A 25503-nucleotide genomic window follows, 5' to 3' on the forward strand; every position below is an offset into this window, starting at 1 on the left:
TCTTTGCTAGAAAGCTGATTTTTGACACACGAATATCTATGGAAGAAGAAGAATTAGAGATCAATTTACCTCAGGAAAATTATTCTGATGACGACATAAAAACTCTTGATTGGCAAGAGCATATACGTCGCCGTCCGGGTATGTATATCGGAAAACTGGGCGACGGAACTTCTCCCGACGACGGAATATATGTACTTCTGAAGGAAGTACTCGACAACTCTATTGACGAATACATGATGGGGTTCGGAAAAACGATAGAAGTAACCATCAAAGACGGGGAAGTATTTATCCGTGACCATGGTCGTGGAGTACCTCTGGGTAAAGTGAAGGATGTATCATCTAAAATGAATACCGGTGCTAAATACGACTCTAAAGCATTTAAAAAATCGGTAGGTTTAAATGGAGTCGGTATCAAGGCGGTAAATGCTTTGTCATCCTATTTTAAGATTCAAGCTTTCAGAGAAAAACAAACCGTTTGGGTTGAGTTCAGTAAAGCCATAGTAACCAACGAAGCATCTATAGAACCAACTACACAAAACAACGGTACTCTTGTAGAGTTTATTCCCGATACTACCATATTCGGCGAATACCTGTACAGAGACGAGTATGTAGAAAGCTTATTGAAGAACTACGTCTATCTGAATACCGGATTGACAATAATATACAATGGCAAAAAATTCTTATCGAAAAATGGTCTGGTAGATCTTTTGAACGAAAATATGACTTCTGAAGCCCTCTACCCTATCATGCATTTCAAAGATACAGATATAGAGATTGCGATCACCCATACCAATCAATATGGTGAGGAATACTATTCGTTTGTAAACGGGCAGCATACCACACAGGGTGGAACTCATCAATCGGTTTTCAGAGAAACTGTTTCGCGTGTTATCAAAGAGTATTACGCTAAAAATTTCGACTATGCCGATATACGAAGCGGAATAGTTGCCGCAGTCAGCATAAAGGTTGAAGAACCCGTTTTTGAATCGCAAACAAAAACAAAATTGGGTTCGAGAGACATGGGGCCTAAAGGACCGACAGTCCAAAAATTCATTGGTGATTTCATCAAAAAAGAACTGGATAATTATCTTCACAAGAATTCCGAAACATCGGAAACGCTGTTGAAGAAGATTCTCGATTCGGAGAAAGAGCGTAAAGCAATAGCCGGTGTTACAAAATTGGCTCGTGAGCGTGCAAAAAAATCCAATCTTCATAATAAAAAGCTTCGTGACTGCCGTATTCATTACAATGATACAAAGGGTGATAGCATGGACGAATCGTCTATCTTTATCACCGAGGGGGATTCGGCTAGTGGATCTATTACCAAGAGCCGCAACCCTAATCTTCAGGCAGTATTCAGTTTGAGAGGTAAACCTCTGAATAGCTTTGGACTGACTAAGAAAATTGTATATGAGAATGAGGAGTTCAACCTGCTTCAAGCTGCCCTAAATATAGAAGACGGGCTGGACGGACTTCGTTATAATAAAGTAATCATAGCAACCGATGCCGATACCGATGGTATGCACATCCGATTGCTGTTACTTACATTCTTTTTGCAGTTCTTCCCCGATTTAGTGAAAAAGAACCACGTATATATCCTGCAAACTCCTTTGTTCAGGGTACGTAACAAAAAGGAAACTATCTACTGTTACAGCGATGAAGAACGCATTGCAGCCATCAATAAACTAGGTATAAATCCGGAAATTACCCGATTCAAAGGTCTTGGAGAGATTTCGCCCGACGAATTCCAACACTTCATAGGAAAGGACATACGTCTCGATAAAGTGACAATGAAGAAGGAAGATTTAGTGAAAGATATGCTAAACTTTTACATGGGTAAGAATACTCCCGAAAGACAAGTATTTATTATAGATAATCTGGTTCAGGCAGAAGATTAATAATAATCGGTCAACAGTGATCAGTGAACCAGCTTTGTGCATTTGTTCAATGATCACTGTTGACCGGTAACATCGTAACTAAAAAATAATGAAAGATTCTCGTGCTACTATTCTGATATATTCACCCGATCAGCCGGGTTTAGTGGCTGCTGTTACCGATTTTATCTGTGTAAATGGAGGAAACATTATCCAACTCGAACAGCATGTCGACAAGCAAGAGGATATCTTCTTTATGCGCGTTGAATGGGATATAACAAAGTTCCTGATCCCGAAAGATAAAATTGGCGAATACTTTCAAACGATGTATGCCAATAAATTTGAAATGACATTCAGATTATACTTCAATGATTATACGCCTAAAATGGCTGTCTTTGTATCCAAAATGTCACACTGTCTATTCGATATACTGGCACGTTATACAGCAGGAGAATGGAATGTGGAAATACCATTAATCATAAGTAATCACGAAGATCTCAGATGGGTTGCCGAACGATTCGGAATAGAGTATCAGGTAATCAAAATCACCAAAGAAAACAAAGATGAGATGGAAGCCAAACAAAAGGCTCTACTCAAAGAAAAAGGTGTTGATTTCATCGTTCTGGCACGTTATATGCAGATTCTTACAGACGAATTTATTAAAGAATACCCTAATAAGATTATCAATATACACCATTCGTTCTTACCCGCTTTCGTTGGAGCAAAACCTTATCATGCAGCTTACGAAAGAGGTGTGAAAATTATTGGAGCAACAAGCCATTATGTAACCACCGAATTGGATGCAGGTCCTATCATAGAGCAGGATATAACACGTATATCGCATCGCGACAGTATATCCGATTTAGTACGTAAAGGGCAAGATTTAGAAAAGATTGTTCTGTCTCATGGTATCGAATACCACATCAATCGTAGAGTATTGGTTTACAAGAACAAAACTATACTATTCTCATAAGGTCACAGACCTTTTTATTGCTTTGGCTGGGTTATAGATTAACGTTCGTTAGAACTACTATAAAATGATGCAATAAAACTGTATATCAATTACAATTCTATTTCGTCAGCAGAAATATATCCGTGACTGATACAGTAGAAAATAAGTCCCGAAACGGTTTTAATACCTAATTTCGCCGTAATATTTTTACGGTGAGAAAGGACTGTGTTTAAACTGATATTAAGACGATCAGCTATCTCCTTATTCAATAAGCCAAGAGCTATCAGTTTTAAAACCTCCAATTCGCGAGGAGAAATTGTATGCGATTCATCCGATAGTTGATGCGATTTAGGTTTGCCTATTAAACTTTGCCAATCATCGATACCCGCCTCAGCCAACTCTGCAATCATCGGTTTTAATATCTTCTCTCTTATTCGATTGTGTTTAGTCAAATCGTTCAGTAAACTATCAACAGAAAACACAACAGCATAACAAAGGTTCTCATTAAAACTACCTGATATATGCTTTATCAGAATATTCTTCAAGTCTAATAGTAAAGCCTGAGAAGTATCATCATCCAGCAAACCATTGTTGATACGATGAATCAACGCTTCTTTAAAACGAATGAAAAGTTTACGTATAAGTTCGAGCTGCTTATTATTAGGATCGCTTGTCGCAATCAACGCATTTAGATGCTTTTCGATATTAGTTATCTGACCATGAATATAATACATATCAGTCCGTTTCAGATAATCAGTAACAAGATCTATCTCGAACTCCTTCAATTTCTTTTCAGGAAAATAATCTTCATTGAGGTATGTATTCAGAATAGTCAGAAAAAAGTCGATATTCTGATTGTATTCCTCACTAATAGTCTTAACCGATTTATCTCCTAATCCTAACTTAATACCAAAGCGATTGATAACGGGTATCAATAAATAATTAACGCTCACAATTTCGGATAAAATAGAAGAAGGAGTCAGAAAAGCCATAATAATTTGATTATAAGAAATGCAAATATTTAATATTACATAAAAAAAGATAGCTAACTCTAGTTTTTGTACTTACCAAAGCAACAAAAAGGTCTACGACCTCAAATTTACAGAAATAATCCGACATCTCCCTCACGTTACGTTAAATTTAAGATTGCGGACTACTGAGTTTGTTCAATCCGTTTTTGTTGAGTACTTTTGAACCGAATTATAACCACATATTATATATAAATGAAGCCTGATAGTTTAATTTTTGACATGGACGGTACTCTTTGGGATGCCGTAGATACTTATGCTTATAGCTGGACACAAGTTTTGAAAGAAATGGGAATAATAGATAAGCCCCTAACAAAACAAGATATACAAGGCTATATGGGCATGGAAGCAAAGCAAATATACAAAGTGATGTTCCCCGAATTGCCAGAAGAAACTATTGAGCAAATCTATCAGAATATTATCGTAAAGACAGATGAATTACTACCCAAAATGGGCGGCAATATCTATCCCGATGTATTGGAGGGTATTGAACAATTATCAAGAAAATATAAATTGTTTATGTTGAGTAATTGTCAGAAAGGAAGCATTCGCGACTTTATGATATATACTGAAACTAAGCAATACTTTTGCGATTATATAGAATACGGGTCTAACCATCAGCCTAAACATATCAATATGAAAACTTTGATTGACAGGTATAATTTGAAAGCTCCCATGTATATAGGTGATACCGATTCGGACAGAAAACAATCTGATTTGGCATATGTTCCTTTCATATTTGTATCGTGGGGATTTGGTAAAACAGATTCTTATGCACACAAGTTTGACAGCATGAAGGAACTAACCGAATATTTTATGAACTTATAATAGTTTACCACAAGGCTATGATAGGTACAACCATTTTAATCATATTTGCCGCCTACTTCGGAATATTATACCTCATATCAGTTCTCATCAGCAGGGGAAGCTCAGATAACGATGCCTTCTTTGTAGCTAACCGAAAATCACCATGGTATATCGTTGCTATCGGAATGATAGGAACAAGCGTATCGGGTGTCACTTTTGTTTCGGTTCCGGGGATGGTCGGAGCATTTAATATGTCGTATATGCAAATGGTATTCGGATTCTTTTTCGGATATCTTGTTGTTGCTTATCTCCTTCTGCCTCTCTATTACAAACTCAATCTCACGTCTATTTATACCTATCTCGATCAACGATTTGGAAATTACTCCTACAAAACGGGAGCTTCATTTTTCATTCTTTCTCGTATTATAGGTTCTGCGGCAAAGTTATATCTGGTAGCACTGATATTACAGACTCTTGTATTCGATCACTGGCATATTCCTTTTTGGATGACCGTAAGCGGCATCATACTTTTCATCTGGATATATACCCGAAAGAGTGGAATCAAAACAATTGTCTGGACAGATACATTGCAAACTCTGAGCTTTATTATAGCTGCAATACTCATCATATGGCAAGTATCGTCGTTATTAAAGTTAGACTTAGGAGAAGCTATCAGCACTATATCAAACAGTCCACATTCTAAAATATTTCATTTTGAATGGAAAAGCCCATTAAACTTTTTCAAACAGTTTTTTAGTGGAATATTTATAGTCATCGTTATGACGGGGCTCGATCAGGATAATATGCAAAAGAACCTGACTTGTAAAAACCTGAAAGATGCACGAAAGAACATGCTGACTTACGGTTTTTTATTCACGCCTATCAATTTTCTATTTCTGTCATTGGGTATTCTTCTTTTGGTTTTTGCCTCACAACAAGGTATTGCATTACCAACCGTGTCGGACGAAATACTGCCCTATTTGGTTAGTAATTATCTGGGCTTACCTTGCCTTATTTTCTTTACGATTGGCATTATAGGAGCTTCGTTTGCCAATGCCGATTCGGCTCTTGCTTCGCTTACAACCTCTTTTTGTGTAGATATTCTGGGTATAAACCAAAAGAACGATAAAGAAGCTAATACAACCCGAAAACGAGTTCATATCGGCATGAGTATTGTATTTATTCTTGTAATTCTTTTTATTCATCACATCGGGCAAGACAATGTACTGAATACTATTTATAAAGTAGCATCGTATACTTACGGTCCGCTCTTGGGGTTATTCGGACTGGGCTTGTTTTCAAAAGTGCAGATTAAGGATAAATATGCACCCATAGTATGCATTCTCGCCCCTATTATATGCTATCTCATTGAAGAAACATTAGCTACTTCTTTCAGGTACAAAGTAGGATACGAAATACTGATGCTAAACGGATTACTAACGGTCATCGGATTATTAATCATTTCGGAACGAAAAACAACACCGAAACCCATATAATACAAAACAGATACCATTTGAAATGATATCTGCTTTAATACTTTATAGAGAGTTATCTCAAATCAATGCGTCCATGGCATTAAATGCACTCCTCCTAAACTAGCCTCTTCATATTTTTCTCTATTGAAAGAGTATAAGTAAGGAGCTTTATGAGCACCGTTTTTACGTTTTTCATCCAATCTGTTTATCAAACCTACGGATAACATCTTACGCTGGAAGTTTCTCCTATCGAGCTCATAACCCAAGATAGCTTCATAAATTAAACGAAGCTCAGGCATTGTAAACTTTTCGGGCAATAATTCATAGCCAATCGGTACAATACCAATTTGTATGCGAATTGTATTAATTGCTTTTTCAACTATTGCACCATGGTCTGCATAAAGTTCGGGCAACTTATCCAAATCGTACCATCCTACTTCTTCAACTGATTCATCTATACTTATCGACGCCTTACTATACTCTACAAGAGCATAATAACCCATCGAAACAAAGCGTTTCAGAAACCAGTGCCCATTTTCGGGTGTTATTCCCCAAGAATCCAGCATCTTTAAGCTTTCTTCTTTTCTTGTTCTATCGCAATTGCCAAAGAGATGAAATTGTTTTAAATAAAGGTCTGCAATACCCACTCTAAATTTCAAAATACGATTTGCTGCATCATCCACATTTTCATCGATATGAACAAATCCACCAGGCAACATCCACTTGTCGCTTATCTTAAATTTATTGAGAAGTACTTTTAAACTACCTTGATGAAAAGCTAAAATCACACAGTCGACAGAAACACTGTCCAAGAAAGTATCATTAGCCTGTGCAAGAACTTCTGCTGTCGGATACCGTTTTGTCATTTTTAATTATGTTTTTTGTCTACTATTAATAAATAATTCTAATAAAAATCAGATTTCTATTGTGTTATATCTACAAAGATAATATTTTCATCATTAAATTAACTTATTTATCAACAAAAACTCCATCTTCCATCCTTCTAGGATCAGCAAAAAGCATCATTCCTGTCTTCATTTTCTTAAAACCAAGCTTTCTGTAAAAATCTTCTTTTCCGGGCGAAGCGTACAAAACAAAATTACAATCGGGAGTCGCATTCACCAATATATCAATTACTTTACGACCAATTCCACAACCTTGGTAAGTAGGATCGATTGCAATATCATATAGAGCCGACTGACGAACTCCATCTGAAATGCTCCGTCCAATACCAACCATTTTTTTCTTATCAAAAACAAAGACTACAGCAAAGCTATTTTCGAACGAAATACGATGTCTTTCGACATCAACAAATGACATTCCAACTTTTTCGAGCAATTGAGGAACTTCTTCCCAATTTATATTTTCACAGTTTTCCTGATATATTAATTCCATAAGAACATATTAATATGATTATAACCTCGTAAAATAATAAAAAATTCTGAGACCTTAATCTTCATCGGGATCTATACCCTTTATTTCTCGGGCAATCATCAGATGTTTAATAGACAATTCCTCATTACCGATTGATGAATAACACTGAGCCAAATATTCATGGCAAGGTGCGTGGTCACGTTTAATCACCGAAGCACGATCCAAGTCAGTAATAGCCAATTCGTATTCCTCCATAGCTATTCTATTCTTACCTCTATTATACAGAGCTTTAAATGACATAGGACTAAGACTTACCGCTTTATTGAAACAGACATCGGCTTCATAATAGTCAGTCAAATCGTATAGAGTAACACCTTTGCGTACCCAAGCATCTACGTATGTGGGATCTAAATCCAATGCCTTATTGAAGTTAGCCAAAGCAGCTCTTGTATCTTTATAAGAAACAATACATTCGTTACCCAACAAATAATATTCTTCGGCATACTTATGCAAAGCTGTTCTTTGTTCGAGCATCTTACTTATAAGTAATTTATTTTGCTGTTCGAGTTCGTTGATAACATTCAGTTTACGACGGATAAATCGTTTCGATAGAGGTTTTTCAATATCATAACGGGCACGTATTGCTCTAAAGAAAGTATCGATACACTCTTCGAAATTACGATCTTCGAATTCACTCACCGTCTTACCATACAGATAATCGGCATCAGATTCTTTCAAAGCTTTTTCGATCAACTGTTGATTATTGAACTGGCGACTGAATTCTATAATCTCGGGACGAACAAATACATCTGATCTGCTTATCATCTTCCGCAGAACCATACCTTCCAATGAGGTACATCTACTTAAAGCAACATAAGCCTGACCTCCTGCAAAAACTCCCCCGTTGAAATCGACAATCACCCGGCTAAAGGTCAATCCCTGACTTTTATGCACAGTGATAGCCCAAGCCGCTTTAAGTGGCAACTGAGTAAAAGTACCTATTATTTCTTCTTCTATTTTTTTCTCTGCTTCATTATACTTGTATCTGTAGTTTCGCCAGGTTTCGAGATCGACTAATACTTCTTTGCCGTCTTCCAACAAGACATAGACATTATCCATTTCATCGATATTGGATACTACTCCCAAGGTCCCGTTCACCCAACGCCGTGGCCATTGAACGTCGTTATGAATGAACATTACTTGTGCATGTTCCTTTAACAGCAAGTTCTTAGCAGTTGGCAAACTCGATTCGGGAAAGTCTCCGTCTATTGTACCATTACTGATAAACTCGGGAGTTTCCAATTCAGCCATTTTCTTTTCGTTAATGTAATCAACATTGTCACGGCGTGTAGCCAATGTGATATACATTTCATCCTCAGAAGGATTAAATGAGGGCTGAAACCTTGTATTCAAGGTTTGCATTTCTGCTGAACCTACTACTCCCGTTCTTATTTTATCGAGAATAGAAATAAAGACACGATCGGTTTGACGATATATCTTAGTAAACTCAATAGGAACCAATTTAGCTTCGGAAAACACTTTAGCCGAAAAGAAGTAGGGATTAGGATAAAACCTACTCAGAATATCTTTAGAATCGCTTGTTACGACAGGCTCCAACTGAAAAACATCGCCCACAAAAACCAATTGCTTACCCCCAAAAGGTGTACGCATATTATTGGAATAGACGCGTAAAATACGATCAATACAATCGATCATATCAGCACGTACCATCGAAATCTCATCAATAATGATAAGCTCAACCTCTTGAATCAGCTTTCTATGATCTTTCTTGTATTTAAAGAATTCAAATATACGTCCATTCACCAAACTCAAATCCTGATCGTCGAGTAACATCGGACGGAAAGGTAATTTGAAGAATGAATGAATCGTAGATCCATTGGCATTAATGGCTGCGATACCCGTTGGGGCAAGCACTACATACTTTTTCTTCGTTATATCACACAAATGTTTTAAGAACGTAGATTTTCCTGTACCTGCTTTTCCTGTCAAAAAAACAGATTGACGGGTACGGGTTATCAAGTCTAATGCATTCTTAAATTCGGGATTGGATGTATCTATAGATGGCGTCAAAATTTTCTCCTTTTTCTTGTAATACAAAAATACAAAAAAAGCCTTGAATCGGCATCCCGAATCAAGGCTTCTATTTATTATATTAAGTACTCTTAAGTATTTAAGACCTCAGTCTTTTTTGTCATTCTATGAAGTGAATTATTGAAAATCGGTATCAGAAACACCTTCATTCACCTTCACATCCACAACATTGAGTTCTATTTCAACACCAACATTCATGGTTGATTTGTAAGGTATCTTCACTCCCGAAATCTCTCTGTAATCACTATAAAAACCGATTTGATCGACTTCCTGACCTGGAGCAACTTCTTTCTTCACACCTTCTGCAATCTTCAATCCACTATTTACATCATAGTAGTAGCTGATAGAACCATCAACTAATTTATAGGCATCCGCCCCGTTTAGATTTTCGATTCCTGCGACTTCAATAGTAGAAGATTGAACCATCAACAATTCAGGGAAAATAGCAGAATATTTTAGATCAGCCAAATCTTCGGCAGACATATCTTTGCGTTGTCCCTGTACTTCTACAAATCCTGTTTTGCCATCATATACAGTTTTTAGCAAAGTCATTCCCATACCGGTTATCATTTGAAGCGATTTTCCATCCGCAGTCGTTTTCTTCAACAAAGTTATCTCTTGTCCCTGTATACTGGCTGTTGATGTATACGAAAGAGTTTTTATTGCCTTAAGAGCCTCTTCTCCTCCTATCGCATTTATATACTTAGCTAATATATCTTTTACAGTAACACCCTCTTCTACTTTCTTCTCTTCGGGTCTGGTAGTCGGATTTCCGTATTTATCAAAAAACTCAACAGGAATACCCAATCTCTCTAAGCCAGGCAATACATCCGAAGCTTTACCTGCAATAACTATACGTGCAGCATCGTCCGAAAAATACTTTTTAGCAGCAGCCTGCACTTGCTCTAAGGTAACCGCATCAATATTCTTGATATAGTTTTCAAAAAAATCGGCTGGCAACGATTGTGTTCTTTCACGAAGTGCGAAACTTGCAATAGTTGTTGGTTTCTCCGCATTCATTACAAAATTACCAACGTATTTAGCCTTTGCCAGTTCCAGCTCTTTCTCTGTAGGTAGAGTTGTACGTATTCTCTTGATTTCATTCAACATTTCCACCAAAGCACTATCTGTTACAGCATTACGAACCGCAGCAGATGCAGAAAAATCAGAGGTATGTTTATCGCCCGAAAGACTCGAATAAGCTCCGTAAGTCCAGCCATGACCTTCTCTAAGGTTCATGAACAAATAACCGTCACTAGCTCCTCCCAGAATATAATTAGCCAAAAGGGCAGCAAAATAATCGGGATCGGTCATTTTCAGGTTTACAATATTATTAACCGAAATTTCAGACTGAACAGCATTCGGAACATCTACAAATCCTATTTTAGTTTCTGTCAGATTCACCGGTTCAGTATAAACACTCTTAGGAGCAGAGGCTTTTTTCCAAGAAGAGAAATTTTCTGTAACCAGTTTCTTTACCTCATCAAACTGCACATCTCCCACTATTACCAAATAAGCATTTTCGGGTACAAAATATTGTTGATAGTATTTATTCACATCTGCCAATGTTATCTTATTGATAGATTCCTCGGTCAGATACTCTCCCTTAGGATGATTTCTACCATACAACAATACATCTTGCACTCGTGCGGCAATAGCACTTGCACTCTTCTCCTGAACTTTAATATTATCGAGTAATTTAGCTCTTTCACTTTCAAGTTCTTCCTCCGTAAATAAAGGACCAAGTGCCCCCTTAGATGCTAATGTAAGCACCTCGGGGAAATACTTCGACAAGGTTGTACCTCCAATATTATGAACACTAAATCCTATGGATGCACCATAAAAATCGAGTTGTTCGTTATACTCATCCTTACTTATTTTTGATGTACCGTTGCCCATCAAAGAACTGGTCAGGTTGTCAACACCTTTGATAGCACCTTCAACTGATGGCGGATTATCTAACGACAAAGAGAATGTTACTCTTGGTAATTTATGATTTTCGACCACCAATACTTTCAATCCGTTTAGCAATGTAAAGGTTTGAGGTTTTCCCAGATTAATCGTGGGTGCGGGACCCGGTTTGGGCTGTACCGATCTGTCTATCTGTGCTTGCAAAGACAGAGATATTACAAGTGCAACAACTATATATATTATTTTTTTCATCTTTTATTCTTTTAAGTAATGCTAAATATTTAATACTATGTTTTATCAGCAAACCGCCTCCGGTTGTTGTGCCGAGACAAAGCAATAAAAAGGTCTGAGACCTTTGCTTGGCTTTAGCTAGAATGAAACTTTATTTTTTAGGAAGATAATCAAGTACCAATCGTTGATTTGGCTGCAAGTATTTATTAGCCACATCTCTGATTTCCTCTCTTGTTATCGATCTGTAAATATCAATTTCGCTGTTGATAAGTTTAACATCGCCATATAACAAATAATATTCGGCTAAGCTATGTGCTACACCTTCGCTCGTTGCATTTTGACTCACATAAGCATTCTCGAACTGATTCTGCAATTTTTGATATTCCCTTTCCGAGATAAGCTCAGTACGCAATTTAGCTACCTCTTCATCTATAACCACTTGAATTTCGGGCAATGTTTTACCTGTCATTGGCAACGCATATACAATATATGCACTGTAATCTTCTTCTGCCAGATTAAATGAGCCAGCCTCCAAAGCCAGTTTATCTTTATCTACAAGTCTTTTATAAAGTCTCGAACTTTTACCACCACTCAACACCGAAGATATCATCTCTAAAACGCGAGCATCGCGCTCCTTCATCGAAGGTATGCGATATGCATTAAGCAACATCGGAATCTGAATATTGGCGTCTTCGTGAGTAGCATTAATTTGTGTAGTAATAGGATCTTCTACAAATTGTTGTTTAATAACATCCGCTCCTCTTGGAATAGTTCCGAAATAGTCGGTAATCCATTCTTTTGCTTGTTTGGTATCAAAATCTCCGGCTACTACCAATACAGCATTGTTTGGAACATAGTATTTTTTGAAGAAAGCTTTAAACTCGTCCAAGGTCGCAGCATCTAAATGTTCCATCGAACCAATTGGAGCCCAACGATAAGGATGTTTTGTAAACAAATTCTTCTTGATTACTTCCCAAAGCCCTCCATAAGGTGCGTTGTCCATTCTCATTCGTTTCTCTTCTTTCACCACTTCGCGTTGAGTATCTACTCCTATCTGGTTGATTACAGGGTGAAACATACGTTCCGACTCCATCCACAAAGCCAATTGTAAATTGTTGGAAGGAAAAGTTTCATAATAATACGTTCTATCGTCATCGGTATTGGCATTTCCCTGCCCACCGTTTGCACCCAGAATTTTATCCCACTGTCCGCGAGGAATATTCTCTGTACCTTCAAACAACAGATGCTCAAAGAAGTGAGCAAAACCTGTACGATCGGGATTTTCATCCTTAGCACCCACATGATACATTACGGACGTAGTCACTACGGGAGCCGATTTATCTTGCTGCAAAATAACATGTAATCCATTATCCAGAGTAAACTCCTCAAACTCGATATGTTGTGCCATAACAGCAACTCCCGAGATAAGAAATAGTCCGAATGCTATAAAAACTTTCTTCATACCTTCAATTTTCAACTATTTATATTCAGTAATGTGAGCTATTCTCTTTTCAAATCAAACTCTGCACCACCTTGTTTTAAAATCATTTTATTTTCGTCAGGATAAAATTCTATTTTAAGTTTTGCCTGATCGAATTTGAATTTATTTACGTCAAAACACTCTAACGCAAATGCAGGCTGCCCTGTACCTTGTCCCTTCAGAATATTTCCTTCTTTACTTATTGTTAGTTTTATAGGGAAATTCGGGGCAGAATATACTCCCAGATATTTATCCAAATCTTCCGATTTTAGAGCAACTGCTTTTTTAAATACCGGAAGTTTATATTCTTTATTCCAATAAATACTTAATGCTCCGAGTAGTATATCATTTAATGGAAAATCTACGGCATTAGAAGTTAAAGAAATTGAAACCTTTTGCTCTGGAAAGTAGAACACATTTGCCTGAAAGCCATCTATCCCACCGGTATGTCCAAAGCCTTTCAGATCATAAAAAGGAACTTGAAATAATCCTATTCCAAATCCATCTTTAATAGTCTTCATTAACTCCAAACTTTTTTGATCAACTATTTTTCCTTCAAAAAGCTTATTGTAAAAAGTATTTAAATCCGTAGGAGTCGAAATTAAAGCTCCTGCACCTAACACAAAACTCAAATCAGTCTCTTTTTCAAGTCTCCACTCTCCGAGTTTGGTATATGAGTCAGCTTCATTCTTCGTTTTGTTTATTTTTGATCCAATCGAAGTATTTTTCAAACCACATGGTTTTATTATATATTCATTTAGCAAGTCCGAAAATGTTTTATGACTAACATCCTCAGCAACAAAAGTCAGCAAAACATAATTGGAGTTCGAATATTCGGCTTTTTCATTTGGTTTAAACGAGTTCTCATAAGAAACCATCTTATCCAAAAGTTGCTCTTTAGACAGTGGAATCGTATGCCATTCTAAATAATCGGCAGCACTCGTAAAGTTAAATATGCCGCTTCTATGTCGTAATAAATCTTCAATTGTAATATCGTCGGCATTTATGATCTGAGGATAGAATTTACTTAATTTAGTATCTAGCGTCAACTTGTTATCTTCCACTAATTTCATTATTATAGTGGCTGTAAACGTTTTCGACACAGACCCTACCCTATACTTAGTATCAGAGTTTGCACTAATCTTATTTTCGATATTAGAATACCCGTAACTCTTACTATAAACTTCCTTACCGTCGTGAAAGATAGAAATACTACCCATCCCTTTGTCATTATTCTCTATAACAGAAAAAAGGCTGTCCATTTTCGATTTCTCAAATGAAAACACAGCAGGAATTACACCCAAGAATAGGGCTAACGTAAAAAACATCAATCTCATTTTGTTATTATTCATATTAAGATTTTAGACCTTTTATTACTTTGGTAAATACAACGGAAATAGGCTTGTTATAAATAAGGAGTATATCACTAAATACTTTTTCCTGCCTATTTGTCGACATTTGTGAAAAATAATCACACAATATTAATGATTTCATCACAAATAAAGGCTTATTTTTTAGTTTTGTTTTGGATACAAACTATCCCACCAAGAAGAATCGTCTTGCAACCATTTAGAGAACCAAGCATAGATCGAATTATTCCATTCAATACGCTTTTTGTAATCTCTTATACCATGGTTTTCACCTTTTACTTGTATAAATTCAACAGGCTTTCCTAATATTTTAAGTGCTGTGTACATCTGAATGCTTTCGCCAATAGGCACATTAGTATCTTCTGTACCATGCAGTAACAAAATAGGAGTCTTCACTTTATCGGCTTGAAACAATGGACTTTGTCCTACATACATCTCTGGGTTATTCCATGGGTAACTATGTGCACTTGCTCCCGAGCTATATGTATATCCCCAAAAGCCTTCGCCCCAATAGCTGGCAATAGAACTTATACCAGCATGAGATATGGCAGCCGCAAACAAATCGGTTTGAGTTTGTAAATACATAGTCATAAAGCCTCCATAAGAAGCCCCTATACAGCCAATTTTATTGCCATTTACAAACGGATGCTCTTCTACAAACTTTTTGGTTCCCTCTATAATATCATCAGCAGTTCGTTTTCCCCATGCATTTACATGACGTGCCGCAAACTCTTGCCCATATCCTGTTGTTCCACTTGGTTGAAGCACATATACCACATACCCTAAAGCGGCATATACCTGCGATGGATAAGGTGATTCCAGAGTTCGTGGTGTTGGCATTGTACCTCCATAGTAATAAACAATCATTGGATATTTCTTTGTCGGATCGAAGTTAGGCGGTAAGTAATACCTGCCATCAATAGTTGTACCATCCGAAGCGGTAAAAGTCCAATCTTCTGTTTTTCCTAAACTTAATTGACTTAATGTCTTGTTATATGGATCGGCAATAAGTGTTGATCTCTGATTTTTCAGATCTAAAGCATAAGCACGGGTAGAATTAGAAAGACCTACACCAAAATAAGTTGCAGATGTACTACTTTCAGCAAAAGAAATAGATCTGATCACATCCTCACTTAAAGGTAAAAGTGTGAATTGTTTTTGTTTGGGATCGTATTTATAGATTCGTTCATAATCTTTATCTGTCACCGAGAAATAAATCATACCATCCGATACATTCCAAAACGATCTATTGATGCTTGGCGTAAAATCGCGGCTGATAGCTTCTACTTTACGTGTTGCAATATCCATAATAAAAGCCAGATTATTATAGCTATTTGCAATTTGCCCTTCTTTTATATTTTGACTAATTCCTCCAAAAGCTTCACCCGAACCTCCGATAAGAATACTCTTTCCATCGGGAGAAAAAGAAGCTGAGTTTGCAAAACCTTCATTAGTCCACAAAGTGTCTACGGCTAATGTTTGCACATCAAGCCTATACATGGATGTCTGAAAGAACGGGCGAATGGTTGGAGTATATTCCGTTACAGAATAAAGCAGATAGCGTGAATCTTTACTTATATCATTCAGACTTGTAGAATGTTTACCGAATGTCAACCTTTGTTTTATTCCTGTAGAAAGGTCGTAAAGAGAAAGAAAATACCGATCATAATTATTAGGCTGTCTGCTCTCAGGGGCTGTTAATAGAATAAGATCACCCTTTGGAGCATCGGCAGCCTCACGGTCTGTATATATCAAATATTGCTCATTGTAGGCTATTTGGAAATCGCCCGTAGGTATATTGTTAGACAATACTTGTTCAACCATTGTTTCGGGATCAACCACTATCAGTTTTACTTCGCCACTTGCATTATCAGTGTAGTAGAACTTATTTGTGGTAGGCATCCACTCATATTTATTGCTGTTCGCCAACGCTACCCTCTTATTGGTTTTAAGAGACAGAAGTTCCTTAGTAGAGAATGTTTTCCCATCACTCTTGGTAGTTGTATAGCCCAATAAAATATACTGTCCGTTAGGAGAAATCGAGGTAGACGACACACGCTCACCATCCAAAAGGTCTTTTATCGTGATGTTTCTTTTATCTCCATTGTCGAAAGTGTAATTTACAGTAGATTTTTTGTCTTCGGGCTCTATCGTTACCTTGATTCCTTCGGCACTTTTATTAGTTGCCAAACTCATATACTTAATAAGTACGGTATATGTACCGGGCAAAGCGGGGAAGTTCAGTTTTATCGTTTTAGAAGTCGAGAGCGTATCCTCTATCGAAGTTTTAGAAGTCTCTTTGTTCCCATTGATATATGCCTCAAACATACTGGGAGCAGTTATTCTTATGTTCGTTTTTGCATACTTATCCACATTTACCCGAAAAGAGAGTAAATGAAAGCGTGCACCTCGTTGAGCTTTAGTCACAAAAAAGTAATTAGACAAATCAGGTTTCAGTTCCTCTGTAAAAGCACTCTGATCGGGAAACGAAATAAAAGATTCCAACAAATCTTTATTATCAAACTTACTCCCTTTCAAATTAACGGAATCGATCATTACAGGATTTTCAACATTATATGGTTTGCCAGTCGAAAACAACCTTTTCAAAGTAATGGTTTGCTGTGCAAATGCGGTATGGCAAATTAGCAGACAACAGAGGATAAAATAATACTTTGGCTTTGTCATAATTACAATATTTAATCCTGCTCTAACAAGATTTTGTTTATGTTTTGGTCTCAGACCTATTTATTTGTGTACTTTATTCAGTAAATATACACAGAATAATGATTTAAATAATAGCTCTATTTAATGATATATTCTCATGTTACCAGTTTTAAGTAACGTTTAATATTTAATGCGATGTTTTATCAGTATAACTATCTCTGGTTGTTATGCCTGCCAAAGCAATAAAAAGGTCTGTGACCTTATAACTGTTTTAGCTACAAATACAATAAGAGTACACGCAACTTTAGTTTTTTCGTCCAAAATTAAATAATGGAGATTCAGTACGTGCATTATCCATCAGAAGTACAAGTTCACTCAGTTTCTCGGGTTTAAGAGTTGCCAGATTCTGATCTTCATGAATATCTTTATCCAAATCATACAACTCCAATATAGTTTCGCCTACTATTGGTTGACGGATAAGTTTCCAATTTCCACTGCGGAGAGCTTCACGTCCATTCATTTCGTGAAATTCCCAATACAAATATTCATGTTGTTTCTGATCAGTAGTCGAAAATAATGTTGGAAGAAAAGATATTCCATCACCTTTTTCGGGCAAGGTAACATTTGTCAGTTCAGCCAAAGTAGGCATCACATCCCAAAAAGCACTTATATGATCGGTTTTTACGCCTCCCTTTATTTTAGAGGGAGACCACACAATCATAGGCACACGTATTCCACCCTCATATACATCACGCTTCACGCCTTTTAAAGGACCATAACTTTTAAAGTAATCGGGATTAGCTCCACCTTCACGGTGAGGGCCATTGTCGCTGGTGAAAATAATGATTGTATTTTTATCCAATCCTAAATCTTTCAACTGGGCAACAACTTCTCCCACATACATATCGAGCCTCGAAACCATAGCAGCAAAAGAAGCATAAGGTTTTTCACTTGCATAATAACCTGCACTTCCATCATAAGGAACTTCCTCAAAAGCATTTTCGTACATTTGATAGAGTGAGTCATGAGGTAAATTCAATTCGGCATGTGGCAGTGTATACGTCAGCATAGCGAAAAAGGGTTTGTCTTTATTCGCTTGTATAAATTGCATGGCTTGTTGATGGATTAAATCCTGAGAATAAACTTTCCTGCCATTATTTTCATTTTCAGAAAGCAGAACAATATTATCGTTATGCCACAAATGTTCGGGGTAATATGTGTGAGCTTCGCGTTGGCAGTTATAACCATAGAATTCATCGAATCCCATTTTCGAAGGAACAGAGGCTGAACCGGGATAGCCTAATCCCCATTTACCAAAGATACCGGTAGCATATCCGGCAGACTTCATTAAAGTACCCAGCGTATAAGTACCTTCCTGCATCGGTTGTTGACCTTCGGGTTTGATTTCTTTATTTCCACGTATTTGCGAATGTCCCGTATGCAATCCTGTCATTAGCGAACCTCTCGAAGGTGCACTCACCGTACAGCCTGCATAATGTTGGGTAAATAACATCCCTTCGCCCGCCAGTTGATCAATATTAGGGGTCTTTATTTTCTCCTGACCATAACATCCGATATCGCCATATCCCAAATCGTCTGCCAGAATGTATATCACATTCATAGGTGCCTGATCTTTAAGAGTCTCGCTTTTACATGCAGTTTGTACTGACAAAAATGCACTTGACAGAAACAACAATTGAACTTTCATAGCTTATAATTATATTAGAATTAGGTTATTCATCAGGAAACTATATCAAACACAATTTCTGTTATTGCCATCTACTGAGAGAGTAACAATAACAGAAACTAGTCGGATATTTATCACAGACAGGGCAACTCCCTATCTCTGTAATCTATTCAATTAAGCGTTTTTAGCTTTGAATGCCATAGCGTAAAACCTCATTTGCTTTACCATCGACACCAATCCATTCGAACGGGTTGGGGAAAGATGCTCATTCAAGCCTATTTTATTTATGAAATACAAATCTGCATTTATAATTTCGTCCGGTGTATGATTAGTCAGAACCCGTATCAATAAGGCTATAATTCCTTTTACAATCACCGCATCACTTTCAGCTTTGAATGTTACAATACCATTTTCGCATTCAGCTTGTAACCAAACACGGCTTTGACAACCTTCTATCAGGTTTAGTTCTACTTTATACTTTTCGTCTAAAGGTTCTAATGAATTTCCCAATTCGATCAGGTAGGCATATTTATCCATCCAATCTTCGAATATCGAAAATTCTTCTATTATTTCGTCTTGAATATCGTTTATTTTTGCTTGATTCATTTCTATTAATGTACAATGAAATATTAAAAAACAGATAGGTTTTTTAAACCTTATTTCTCTTTATAGACTACTTCCAATACTGTCTGTCCGACAGCCTTAAGCGTCTCTTTACTGATATTGCTCATATCGTCTTTTGTTGTATGGTGATACCATCCAAAACCCGAATCGGTACTCAAATCATATTGAATAATATCGATGCTGGGTATGCCTCTATTCTCATTTACAGGCAGATGATCATCAGTAATACCTCCACCGTCTTTATCTACAAAATGTTTTCCGTATCCTAAATCACGAGCTGTACCCCATACCTTTTCAACAATGCCTCGGGCATATTGCCTTGATATTGATTCTTTATAAAAAGTAGCATCAGGAGCACCAACCATATCCAGAAGAATACCAAAACGTGCTTTATATCCGGGCACATGAGGGTTGTTAGACCAATATTCCGAACCCAAACACCATCCTTCTCCTGAGGGAATATCATGAACAAAATTAGGTGTACCATAATCCTCGGCATCAAAAAAGATGATATCAACACCTAAATCAGGAGCCTTTTCCTGCAATATACGGGCAACTTCGAGTAAGACTCCCACTCCACTTGCTCCATCATTAGCACCTAGTACGGGCGTATGATAATTCTTCTCATCAGGATCTTTATCCGAGAAAGGACGTGTATCCCAGTGTGCAAATAATAATATACGGTCTGTTTTTTCGGGGTTAAATGCACCTATTATATTGCGTGCATGTAGTATCGTTCCGTCAAAAGCCTTTAAATCTACTTTTTGCTCAATCACCTTAGCCCCAAACCGCTCCAACTGAGACACCAGATAATCACCACACGCTCTATGAGCTTCGGTGTTAGGCACACGTGGTCCGAAGGCTACTTGTTTATCCACAAAATAAAAAGCACTGTCCGAATTAAAATCGGGAGATACTTGTTCATAACGTTCCGACACTGTTGTGTTATTTACGGTTTTCTGTCCACACGAACAAGCCAATAGGCCCACCATAAAACAGGTTAAAGTTACATTTCTAAAAATCATAAGTTATATAAGTAACGTAAATATTCATGGTTCCTCATGGGTGATATCTTGATCCTTTTATCTTTACAACAAAAAATCACAAAGGTCTCACACCTTACTTTCTTACAAAGATATGTAATGATAGCAATAAATAGGTCTGTAAACCTCAATTTATTATTTATGATAACCACCCGACAACCCCATATTCTGATATGTCTGAGTCAAGGTTTCCTCGCTATTCATCATCACCAAAAGCTTATCGCCCACATGCAATTCGGTCTTACCCTTTGGTACAAAATATTTGTCATTACGCTTTACCATCACCACCAATGCATCGTCTGGTAAAGGCATATTCATCAATCTATTTCCATCTTTAACAGCATGCTCCGTAACTTCTATCTCAATGGAAAGAGAGCCTATTTCTTCGGGTAAATCCATGTCGAAGTCGTCATGACGACGGCGTACTTTAATTGGCCCTAAGAGCCCTAACCATTTTGCCATCTGAGTCAGGAAAGTACCTTGCAATAAAATAGACAATAAGGTTATGAAAAACACTATATTGAAAATAAATTGAGCATGTGGTACGCCTGCGGTAAGAGGAAAAATAGCAAAGATAATAGGTACAGCACCTCTTAATCCGACCCATGAAACAAATATTTTATCCTTAAAACCAACCTTTCGGAAAGGCAGCATACTAATAAAAACACTGACAGGACGTGCTACAAACATCATAAACAAACCGATAAGGAGAGCAGGCACAGCAATAGGAAGCAACTCTGTTGGGTTTACTAATAATCCCAGAGTTAAGAACATCAGAATCTGGCTCAACCACGATATAGCATCAAACATTTTGAAGGTTGTTCGCTTCGTAACAAACTTAGAATTACCAATAATCAGCCCTCCTATATATACAGCCAAATAGCCGTTGCCATTCACAAAATGTGTAAATGAAAAGATAAATATACAAAACGTCAGTACGATAATAGGATAATAAACCTCATTACCAATCTTTATTCTATTGAGAACATATACCGCAAACCGTCCTACAAAATACCCAACAGTAGCTCCTACAAGTATTTGCATAATTATAGACAGAACTATCATCAGTATATTGGGCTCTCCTCCTGCTTTTATCAACCCTATAAGTGTAATTGTCAGCATATAAGCCATAGGATCGTTACTACCACTTTCAAATTCGAGAGTTGGTCTCAAGTTATGTTTCAATTGCACATTTTTCGAGCCGAGTATTGCAAATACCGCTGCCGAATCGGTAGACGACATCACCGATGCCAGTAATACCGCTGTTAATAGAGAAATACCAACAGACGGTAATAACTCACCACATAACCACCATGCAAACAATCCTGTAAGAGCTGCAGTAACTACCACACCTACGGTTGCCAGCATTATACTTTGTCCTATGATAGGTTTTATTTCCTTGAATTTGGTGTTTAAACCACCCGAAAACAATATGATACAAAGAGCTACAGTACCTATAGCCTCCGCCAAGTATAAATTATCAAAAATAATTCCTACTCCATCAGAACCAAAAATCATGCCTACAGCAAGAAACAAAACAAGTACCGGAATCCCCAAACGCCCTCCTATTCTACCAACTACTATGCTTATAAAAAGGAGTACCGACAATATCAACAAAACAGTCTCTAACATTATATGATCCATTTCATTGTTATTTTATCTTCTTTCACTTCTATTTTTGCCATTCCTCCATGTAAAAGCGGATAATTTTCTTTGACATGACCTACAGGAAAATCAAAAACAACCGGATAATTATAATCATCAACTGTACTTCTGATCGACTCATAAATGGTAGAACCCATCGCTGTATCTTCGGGGCAATCCGTAAACTGACCGACTATCAATCCTGATAAGCGACTCAGTATTCCCGACAGTTTCAATTGCCACATCATACGATCTATTTTATAAGGAGCCTCTCCGATATCTTCTATAAATAGTATTCCGTTTTCAGGAACATCCACATAAGGCGTACCTATCAAGCTACTTAGCACAGCCAGATTTCCACCAAACAATTTCCCCTCCATAATGCCTTCCCTGTTTAATAGATGAGAAGTTATTGTATAGTCGGGCATCCCCCGAAATAATGTCTCTTTCAGAAAACAACTTGCGGTATCATTGCTGTCTTCACTCAAATGACGAGCCATAGGAGCATGAAGCGAAACTATTCCTTTTTGAAGTAAAGCCAAATGTAAAGCGGTAATATCACTATATCCTACAATCCATTTGGGATGCTCTTTTATCCCTTCTAAGTTGAGTTTATCCAGCAATTGGACAACTCCATAACCTCCCCGGGAACAAAAAATTAATTTTATATCCTCATCATCCACAGCCTCTTGCAAATCAGAAAGCCGTTCTTCTATCGTACCGCCATATCGTCCGTATTGCCCTCTTGCATGAGGAGCAATTTCGACCATTAAGCCCCAACCTTGTAATACCTGATAAGCACTATCTATATATTGAGAATCTATACTTCCTGAGGGAGATATTATTATTGCTTTGTCAAGTGTATTTAAGAAGGGCGGACATATTATTTTCTTCATCCTAAAACATTTCCTTTATAACAAATGTAGTAATTATTAAGAAAAACAAATCGAAAAACAATCTTTTTATGAACCGAAACCACACAAAAAAAGGATACAATATATATTGTATCCTTTTCCTATTTTATATTATAAGCTATTTCTTATACGTCTATCTTAGCATAAGTAGCATTTTCTTCAATAAACTCACGGCGAGGAGCAACATCTTCACCCATCAGCATCGAGAAAATATGATCTGCTTCTGCAGCATTTTCAATCGTTACCTGACGAAGCGTTCTATGCTCAGGATTCATTGTTGTATCCCAAAGCTGAGTTGCATTCATCTCTCCAAGACCTTTATATCGTTGTGTGTGAACAGCACTTTCGTTACCATCACCATATTTATCGATAAATGCCTGACGTTGTCTGTCATCCCAACAATACTCTTCAACCTTACCTTTTTTACACAGATAAAGTGGAGGGGTAGCAATATATATGTATCCCAACTCGATCAATGGTCTCATATGACGGAAGAAGAAAGTAAGAATCAACGTTGCAATGTGACTACCATCGACATCGGCATCGGTCATGATAACCACCTTATGATAACGGAGTTTTGCAAGATTCAATTCTTTAGTATCCTCTTCGGTACCAATAGTAACCCCGAGAGCTGTATATATATTTCTGATCTCTTCACTTTCCAACACCTTGTGTTGCATCGCTTTCTCCACATTCAGAATTTTACCTCTCAATGGAAGAATAGCTTGAAATCCACGGTCGCGTCCTTGTTTGGCAGTACCACCCGCAGAGTCCCCTTCGACAAGAAATATTTCACAAACTGCAGGGTCTTTACTTGAACAGTCAGCTAATTTCCCGGGCAATCCACCACCGGTAAGCGGCGATTTGCGTTGCACCATTTCGCGAGCCTTACGAGCCGCATAACGTGCAGTAGCTGCAAGTATAACTTTCTCTACAATTATTTTAGCTTCCTTCGGATGTTCTTCCAGATAATAACCCAAAGCTTCGCCTACCGCCTGATCTACAGCACCCATTACCTCATTGTTACCCAACTTGGTTTTGGTCTGTCCTTCAAACTGAGGTTCAGCAACTTTAATTGATACAACAGCAGTTAGCCCCTCACGGAAGTCATCGCCACTGATATCAACTTTCACTTTATCCAGCATTTTCATATCATCGGCATACTTCTTCAAAGTACGCGACAATCCTCTACGGAAACCGGTTAAGTGAGTACCTCCTTCAATTGTATGAATATTATTTACATACGAATATACATTCTCATTATAAGATGTATTATATGTTATAGCAACTTCAACAGGAACACCTTGCTTTTCAGTATTGATATGTATAACATCCTCAATAAGAGCTTCCTTGGCTGCATCTATATATCTCACAAATTCTTCAAGACCTTTTTCTGAAAAGAAAGTATCCGATTTATAAGAACCATCGTCTTTTTTATGTCTCAAGTCAGTCAATGACAACTTGATACCTGCATTCAGGAATGAAAGTTCACGCAAACGTGAAGCTAACGTATCATATTTATATTCTGTAGTTATAAATATACTGTTATCAGGTGTAAATGTTATAGTTGTACCTGTTTCTGTAGAGTCGCCTAAGATCTGAACCTCATGCAATGGCTTTCCGCAAGAGAAATCCAACATATGTATTTTACCTTCTCTGCGAACTTCTGCTTTCAGATAAGTAGATAATGCATTCACACATGACACCCCTACTCCGTGCAGACCTCCTGATACTTTATAAGTCCCTTTATCGAACTTACCTCCGGCATGCAGAACTGTCAATACAACTTCGAGAGCCGATTTTTGCTCCTTCTCCATTATACCTACAGGAATACCCCGTCCGTTGTCCCATACCGAAATAGAGTTATCCTCTAAAATCGTCACTCTGATATCATTACAATAACCCGCTAAAGCCTCATCAATAGAGTTATCGACGACTTCGTAAACCAAGTGATGTAAACCTTTTTCACCTATATCGCCAATATACATGGCTGGTCTCTTTCTAACAGCCTCAAGACCTTCTAATACTTGAATATTGTCGGCGGAATACGAGCCGCTTGCTAGATTTTTTTCGTTATCTGTCATTTTATTTCATTTAGCTTGCATCTTTCAGGAAGGTTTGAACAGAAGTGCACGAACCCTTCAAAAAAAGCAAACAAATATACAAAAAATTACCCTTATAAACAAGTCGATTAGCATATCATAATCTCAAAAAAACATAACATAAAAACATTTACATTTCTACAAAAAAACACGCTCGCAATCAACGATATGACTACGAGCGTACTCCTCAGACAAAAGTCCGATTTTTATT

The 25503-nt window shown here is 37.3% G+C and carries 18 protein-coding genes; 4 read left to right on the forward strand and 14 right to left on the reverse strand.

Translation table 11 applies throughout. The annotated features are described in order from the left end of the window. Nucleotides 1-38: 38 nt before the first annotated feature. Both CLV62_RS00400 and purU read left to right on the forward strand, forming a co-directional pair. Entirely contained in the window at nt 39-1898 is a 1860-nt protein-coding gene (locus tag CLV62_RS00400) for a DNA topoisomerase IV subunit B (protein ID WP_110308809.1), read from the forward strand. A gap of 88 nt (nt 1899-1986) precedes the next feature. After that, the gene (purU, locus tag CLV62_RS00405) at nt 1987-2847 is read left to right on the forward strand and encodes a formyltetrahydrofolate deformylase (protein WP_185144237.1); all 861 of its coding nucleotides are present in this window, start codon (nt 1987-1989) and stop codon (nt 2845-2847) included. Between the two features lie 89 nt (nt 2848-2936). Here the strand turns inward: purU and CLV62_RS00410 are convergent, their stop codons facing one another. After that, nucleotides 2937-3818 carry a LuxR C-terminal-related transcriptional regulator gene (locus tag CLV62_RS00410; RefSeq protein ID WP_110308811.1) on the reverse strand — a complete coding sequence of 294 codons (882 nt, stop codon included), beginning with the start codon at nt 3816-3818 and terminating at the stop codon, nt 2937-2939. A gap of 231 nt (nt 3819-4049) precedes the next feature. Between CLV62_RS00410 and CLV62_RS00415 the strand changes: the two genes are divergently transcribed. Both CLV62_RS00415 and CLV62_RS00420 read left to right on the forward strand, forming a co-directional pair. Then, entirely contained in the window at nt 4050-4682 is a 633-nt protein-coding gene (locus tag CLV62_RS00415) for an HAD family hydrolase (RefSeq protein ID WP_110308812.1), read from the forward strand. A gap of 17 nt (nt 4683-4699) precedes the next feature. Continuing rightward, complete coding sequence (locus CLV62_RS00420) at nt 4700-6157, forward strand: sodium:solute symporter (RefSeq protein WP_110308813.1); 1458 nt, start codon at nt 4700-4702, stop codon at nt 6155-6157. 62 nt (nt 6158-6219) lie between these two features. Here the strand turns inward: CLV62_RS00420 and CLV62_RS00425 are convergent, their stop codons facing one another. From CLV62_RS00425 to gyrB, 13 genes are all read right to left on the reverse strand, one after another. Continuing rightward, nucleotides 6220-7002, reverse strand: a complete 783-nt coding sequence (locus tag CLV62_RS00425; protein WP_110308814.1) for an NUDIX hydrolase — start codon at nt 7000-7002, stop codon at nt 6220-6222. A 103-nt stretch (nt 7003-7105) separates the two neighbouring features. After that, nucleotides 7106-7531 carry a GNAT family N-acetyltransferase gene (locus CLV62_RS00430; protein ID WP_110308815.1) on the reverse strand — a complete coding sequence of 142 codons (426 nt, stop codon included), beginning with the start codon at nt 7529-7531 and terminating at the stop codon, nt 7106-7108. Nucleotides 7532-7585: 54 nt separating this feature from the next. Continuing rightward, the gene (locus tag CLV62_RS00435) at nt 7586-9601 is read right to left on the reverse strand and encodes an AAA family ATPase (protein ID WP_110309240.1); all 2016 of its coding nucleotides are present in this window, start codon (nt 9599-9601) and stop codon (nt 7586-7588) included. A gap of 138 nt (nt 9602-9739) precedes the next feature. Next, nucleotides 9740-11785, reverse strand: a complete 2046-nt coding sequence (locus CLV62_RS00440; protein ID WP_185144238.1) for a M16 family metallopeptidase — start codon at nt 11783-11785, stop codon at nt 9740-9742. Between the two features lie 130 nt (nt 11786-11915). After that, nucleotides 11916-13226 (reverse strand): M16 family metallopeptidase, encoded by a 1311-nt coding sequence (locus tag CLV62_RS00445; protein ID WP_110308816.1) that lies wholly within the window; start codon nt 13224-13226, stop codon nt 11916-11918. A 38-nt stretch (nt 13227-13264) separates the two neighbouring features. Next, nucleotides 13265-14596 (reverse strand): serine hydrolase domain-containing protein, encoded by a 1332-nt coding sequence (locus tag CLV62_RS00450; protein WP_110308817.1) that lies wholly within the window; start codon nt 14594-14596, stop codon nt 13265-13267. A gap of 162 nt (nt 14597-14758) precedes the next feature. After that, on the reverse strand, nt 14759-17299 hold the full coding sequence (locus CLV62_RS00455) for an alpha/beta hydrolase family protein (protein ID WP_110308818.1): 2541 nt from the start codon (nt 17297-17299) through the stop codon (nt 14759-14761). A 283-nt stretch (nt 17300-17582) separates the two neighbouring features. Further along, a complete protein-coding gene (locus tag CLV62_RS00460) occupies nt 17583-18986 on the reverse strand; it encodes an arylsulfatase (protein ID WP_110308819.1) in 1404 nt (467 codons plus the stop codon). Nucleotides 18987-19139: 153 nt separating this feature from the next. Next, the gene (locus CLV62_RS00465; protein WP_110308820.1) at nt 19140-19571 is read right to left on the reverse strand and encodes a SufE family protein; all 432 of its coding nucleotides are present in this window, start codon (nt 19569-19571) and stop codon (nt 19140-19142) included. A gap of 50 nt (nt 19572-19621) precedes the next feature. Next, nucleotides 19622-20614: a M28 family peptidase gene (locus CLV62_RS00470; protein WP_110308821.1), complete on the reverse strand. Its 993-nt coding sequence runs from the start codon at nt 20612-20614 to the stop codon at nt 19622-19624. A 153-nt stretch (nt 20615-20767) separates the two neighbouring features. Continuing rightward, the gene (locus CLV62_RS00475; protein WP_245903942.1) at nt 20768-22276 is read right to left on the reverse strand and encodes a potassium/proton antiporter; all 1509 of its coding nucleotides are present in this window, start codon (nt 22274-22276) and stop codon (nt 20768-20770) included. Continuing rightward, nucleotides 22264-23172 (reverse strand): S66 peptidase family protein, encoded by a 909-nt coding sequence (locus tag CLV62_RS00480; protein ID WP_110308822.1) that lies wholly within the window; start codon nt 23170-23172, stop codon nt 22264-22266. The genes CLV62_RS00475 and CLV62_RS00480 overlap by 13 nt, the downstream gene beginning before the upstream one ends. Before the next feature lie 143 nt (nt 23173-23315). Then, a complete protein-coding gene (gene gyrB, locus CLV62_RS00485) occupies nt 23316-25274 on the reverse strand; it encodes a DNA topoisomerase (ATP-hydrolyzing) subunit B (RefSeq protein WP_110308823.1) in 1959 nt (652 codons plus the stop codon). Nucleotides 25275-25503 lie beyond the last annotated feature (229 nt).

The sequence above is a fragment of the Indolivaga alginatilytica genome (genome assembly GCF_003201355.1).
GTDB classification, from domain to species: Bacteria; Bacteroidota; Bacteroidia; order Bacteroidales; family Dysgonomonadaceae; genus Dysgonomonas_A; species Dysgonomonas_A alginatilytica.

Bases quoted from the DNA above. Each gene is read 5' to 3' on its own strand.
- CLV62_RS00465 (WP_110308820.1), bottom strand. From the start codon at position 19,571: ATGAATCAAGCAAAAATAAACGATATTCAAGACGAAATAATAGAAGAA.
- CLV62_RS00445 (WP_110308816.1), bottom strand. From the start codon at position 13,226: ATGAAGAAAGTTTTTATAGCATTCGGACTATTTCTTATCTCGGGAGTT.
- CLV62_RS00410 (WP_110308811.1), bottom strand. From the start codon at position 3,818: ATGGCTTTTCTGACTCCTTCTTCTATTTTATCCGAAATTGTGAGCGTT.
- gyrB (WP_110308823.1), bottom strand. From the start codon at position 25,274: ATGACAGATAACGAAAAAAATCTAGCAAGCGGCTCGTATTCCGCCGAC.
- CLV62_RS00425 (WP_110308814.1), bottom strand. From the start codon at position 7,002: ATGACAAAACGGTATCCGACAGCAGAAGTTCTTGCACAGGCTAATGAT.
- purU (WP_185144237.1), top strand. From the start codon at position 1,987: ATGAAAGATTCTCGTGCTACTATTCTGATATATTCACCCGATCAGCCG.
- CLV62_RS00470 (WP_110308821.1), bottom strand. From the start codon at position 20,614: ATGATTTTTAGAAATGTAACTTTAACCTGTTTTATGGTGGGCCTATTG.
- CLV62_RS00430 (WP_110308815.1), bottom strand. From the start codon at position 7,531: ATGGAATTAATATATCAGGAAAACTGTGAAAATATAAATTGGGAAGAA.
- CLV62_RS00415 (WP_110308812.1), top strand. From the start codon at position 4,050: ATGAAGCCTGATAGTTTAATTTTTGACATGGACGGTACTCTTTGGGAT.
- CLV62_RS00440 (WP_185144238.1), bottom strand. From the start codon at position 11,785: ATGAAAAAAATAATATATATAGTTGTTGCACTTGTAATATCTCTGTCT.
- CLV62_RS00420 (WP_110308813.1), top strand. From the start codon at position 4,700: ATGATAGGTACAACCATTTTAATCATATTTGCCGCCTACTTCGGAATA.
- CLV62_RS00460 (WP_110308819.1), bottom strand. From the start codon at position 18,986: ATGAAAGTTCAATTGTTGTTTCTGTCAAGTGCATTTTTGTCAGTACAA.
- CLV62_RS00400 (WP_110308809.1), top strand. From the start codon at position 39: ATGGAAGAAGAAGAATTAGAGATCAATTTACCTCAGGAAAATTATTCT.
- CLV62_RS00450 (WP_110308817.1), bottom strand. From the start codon at position 14,596: ATGAATAATAACAAAATGAGATTGATGTTTTTTACGTTAGCCCTATTC.
- CLV62_RS00480 (WP_110308822.1), bottom strand. From the start codon at position 23,172: ATGAAGAAAATAATATGTCCGCCCTTCTTAAATACACTTGACAAAGCA.
- CLV62_RS00455 (WP_110308818.1), bottom strand. From the start codon at position 17,299: ATGACAAAGCCAAAGTATTATTTTATCCTCTGTTGTCTGCTAATTTGC.
- CLV62_RS00475 (WP_245903942.1), bottom strand. From the start codon at position 22,276: ATGGATCATATAATGTTAGAGACTGTTTTGTTGATATTGTCGGTACTC.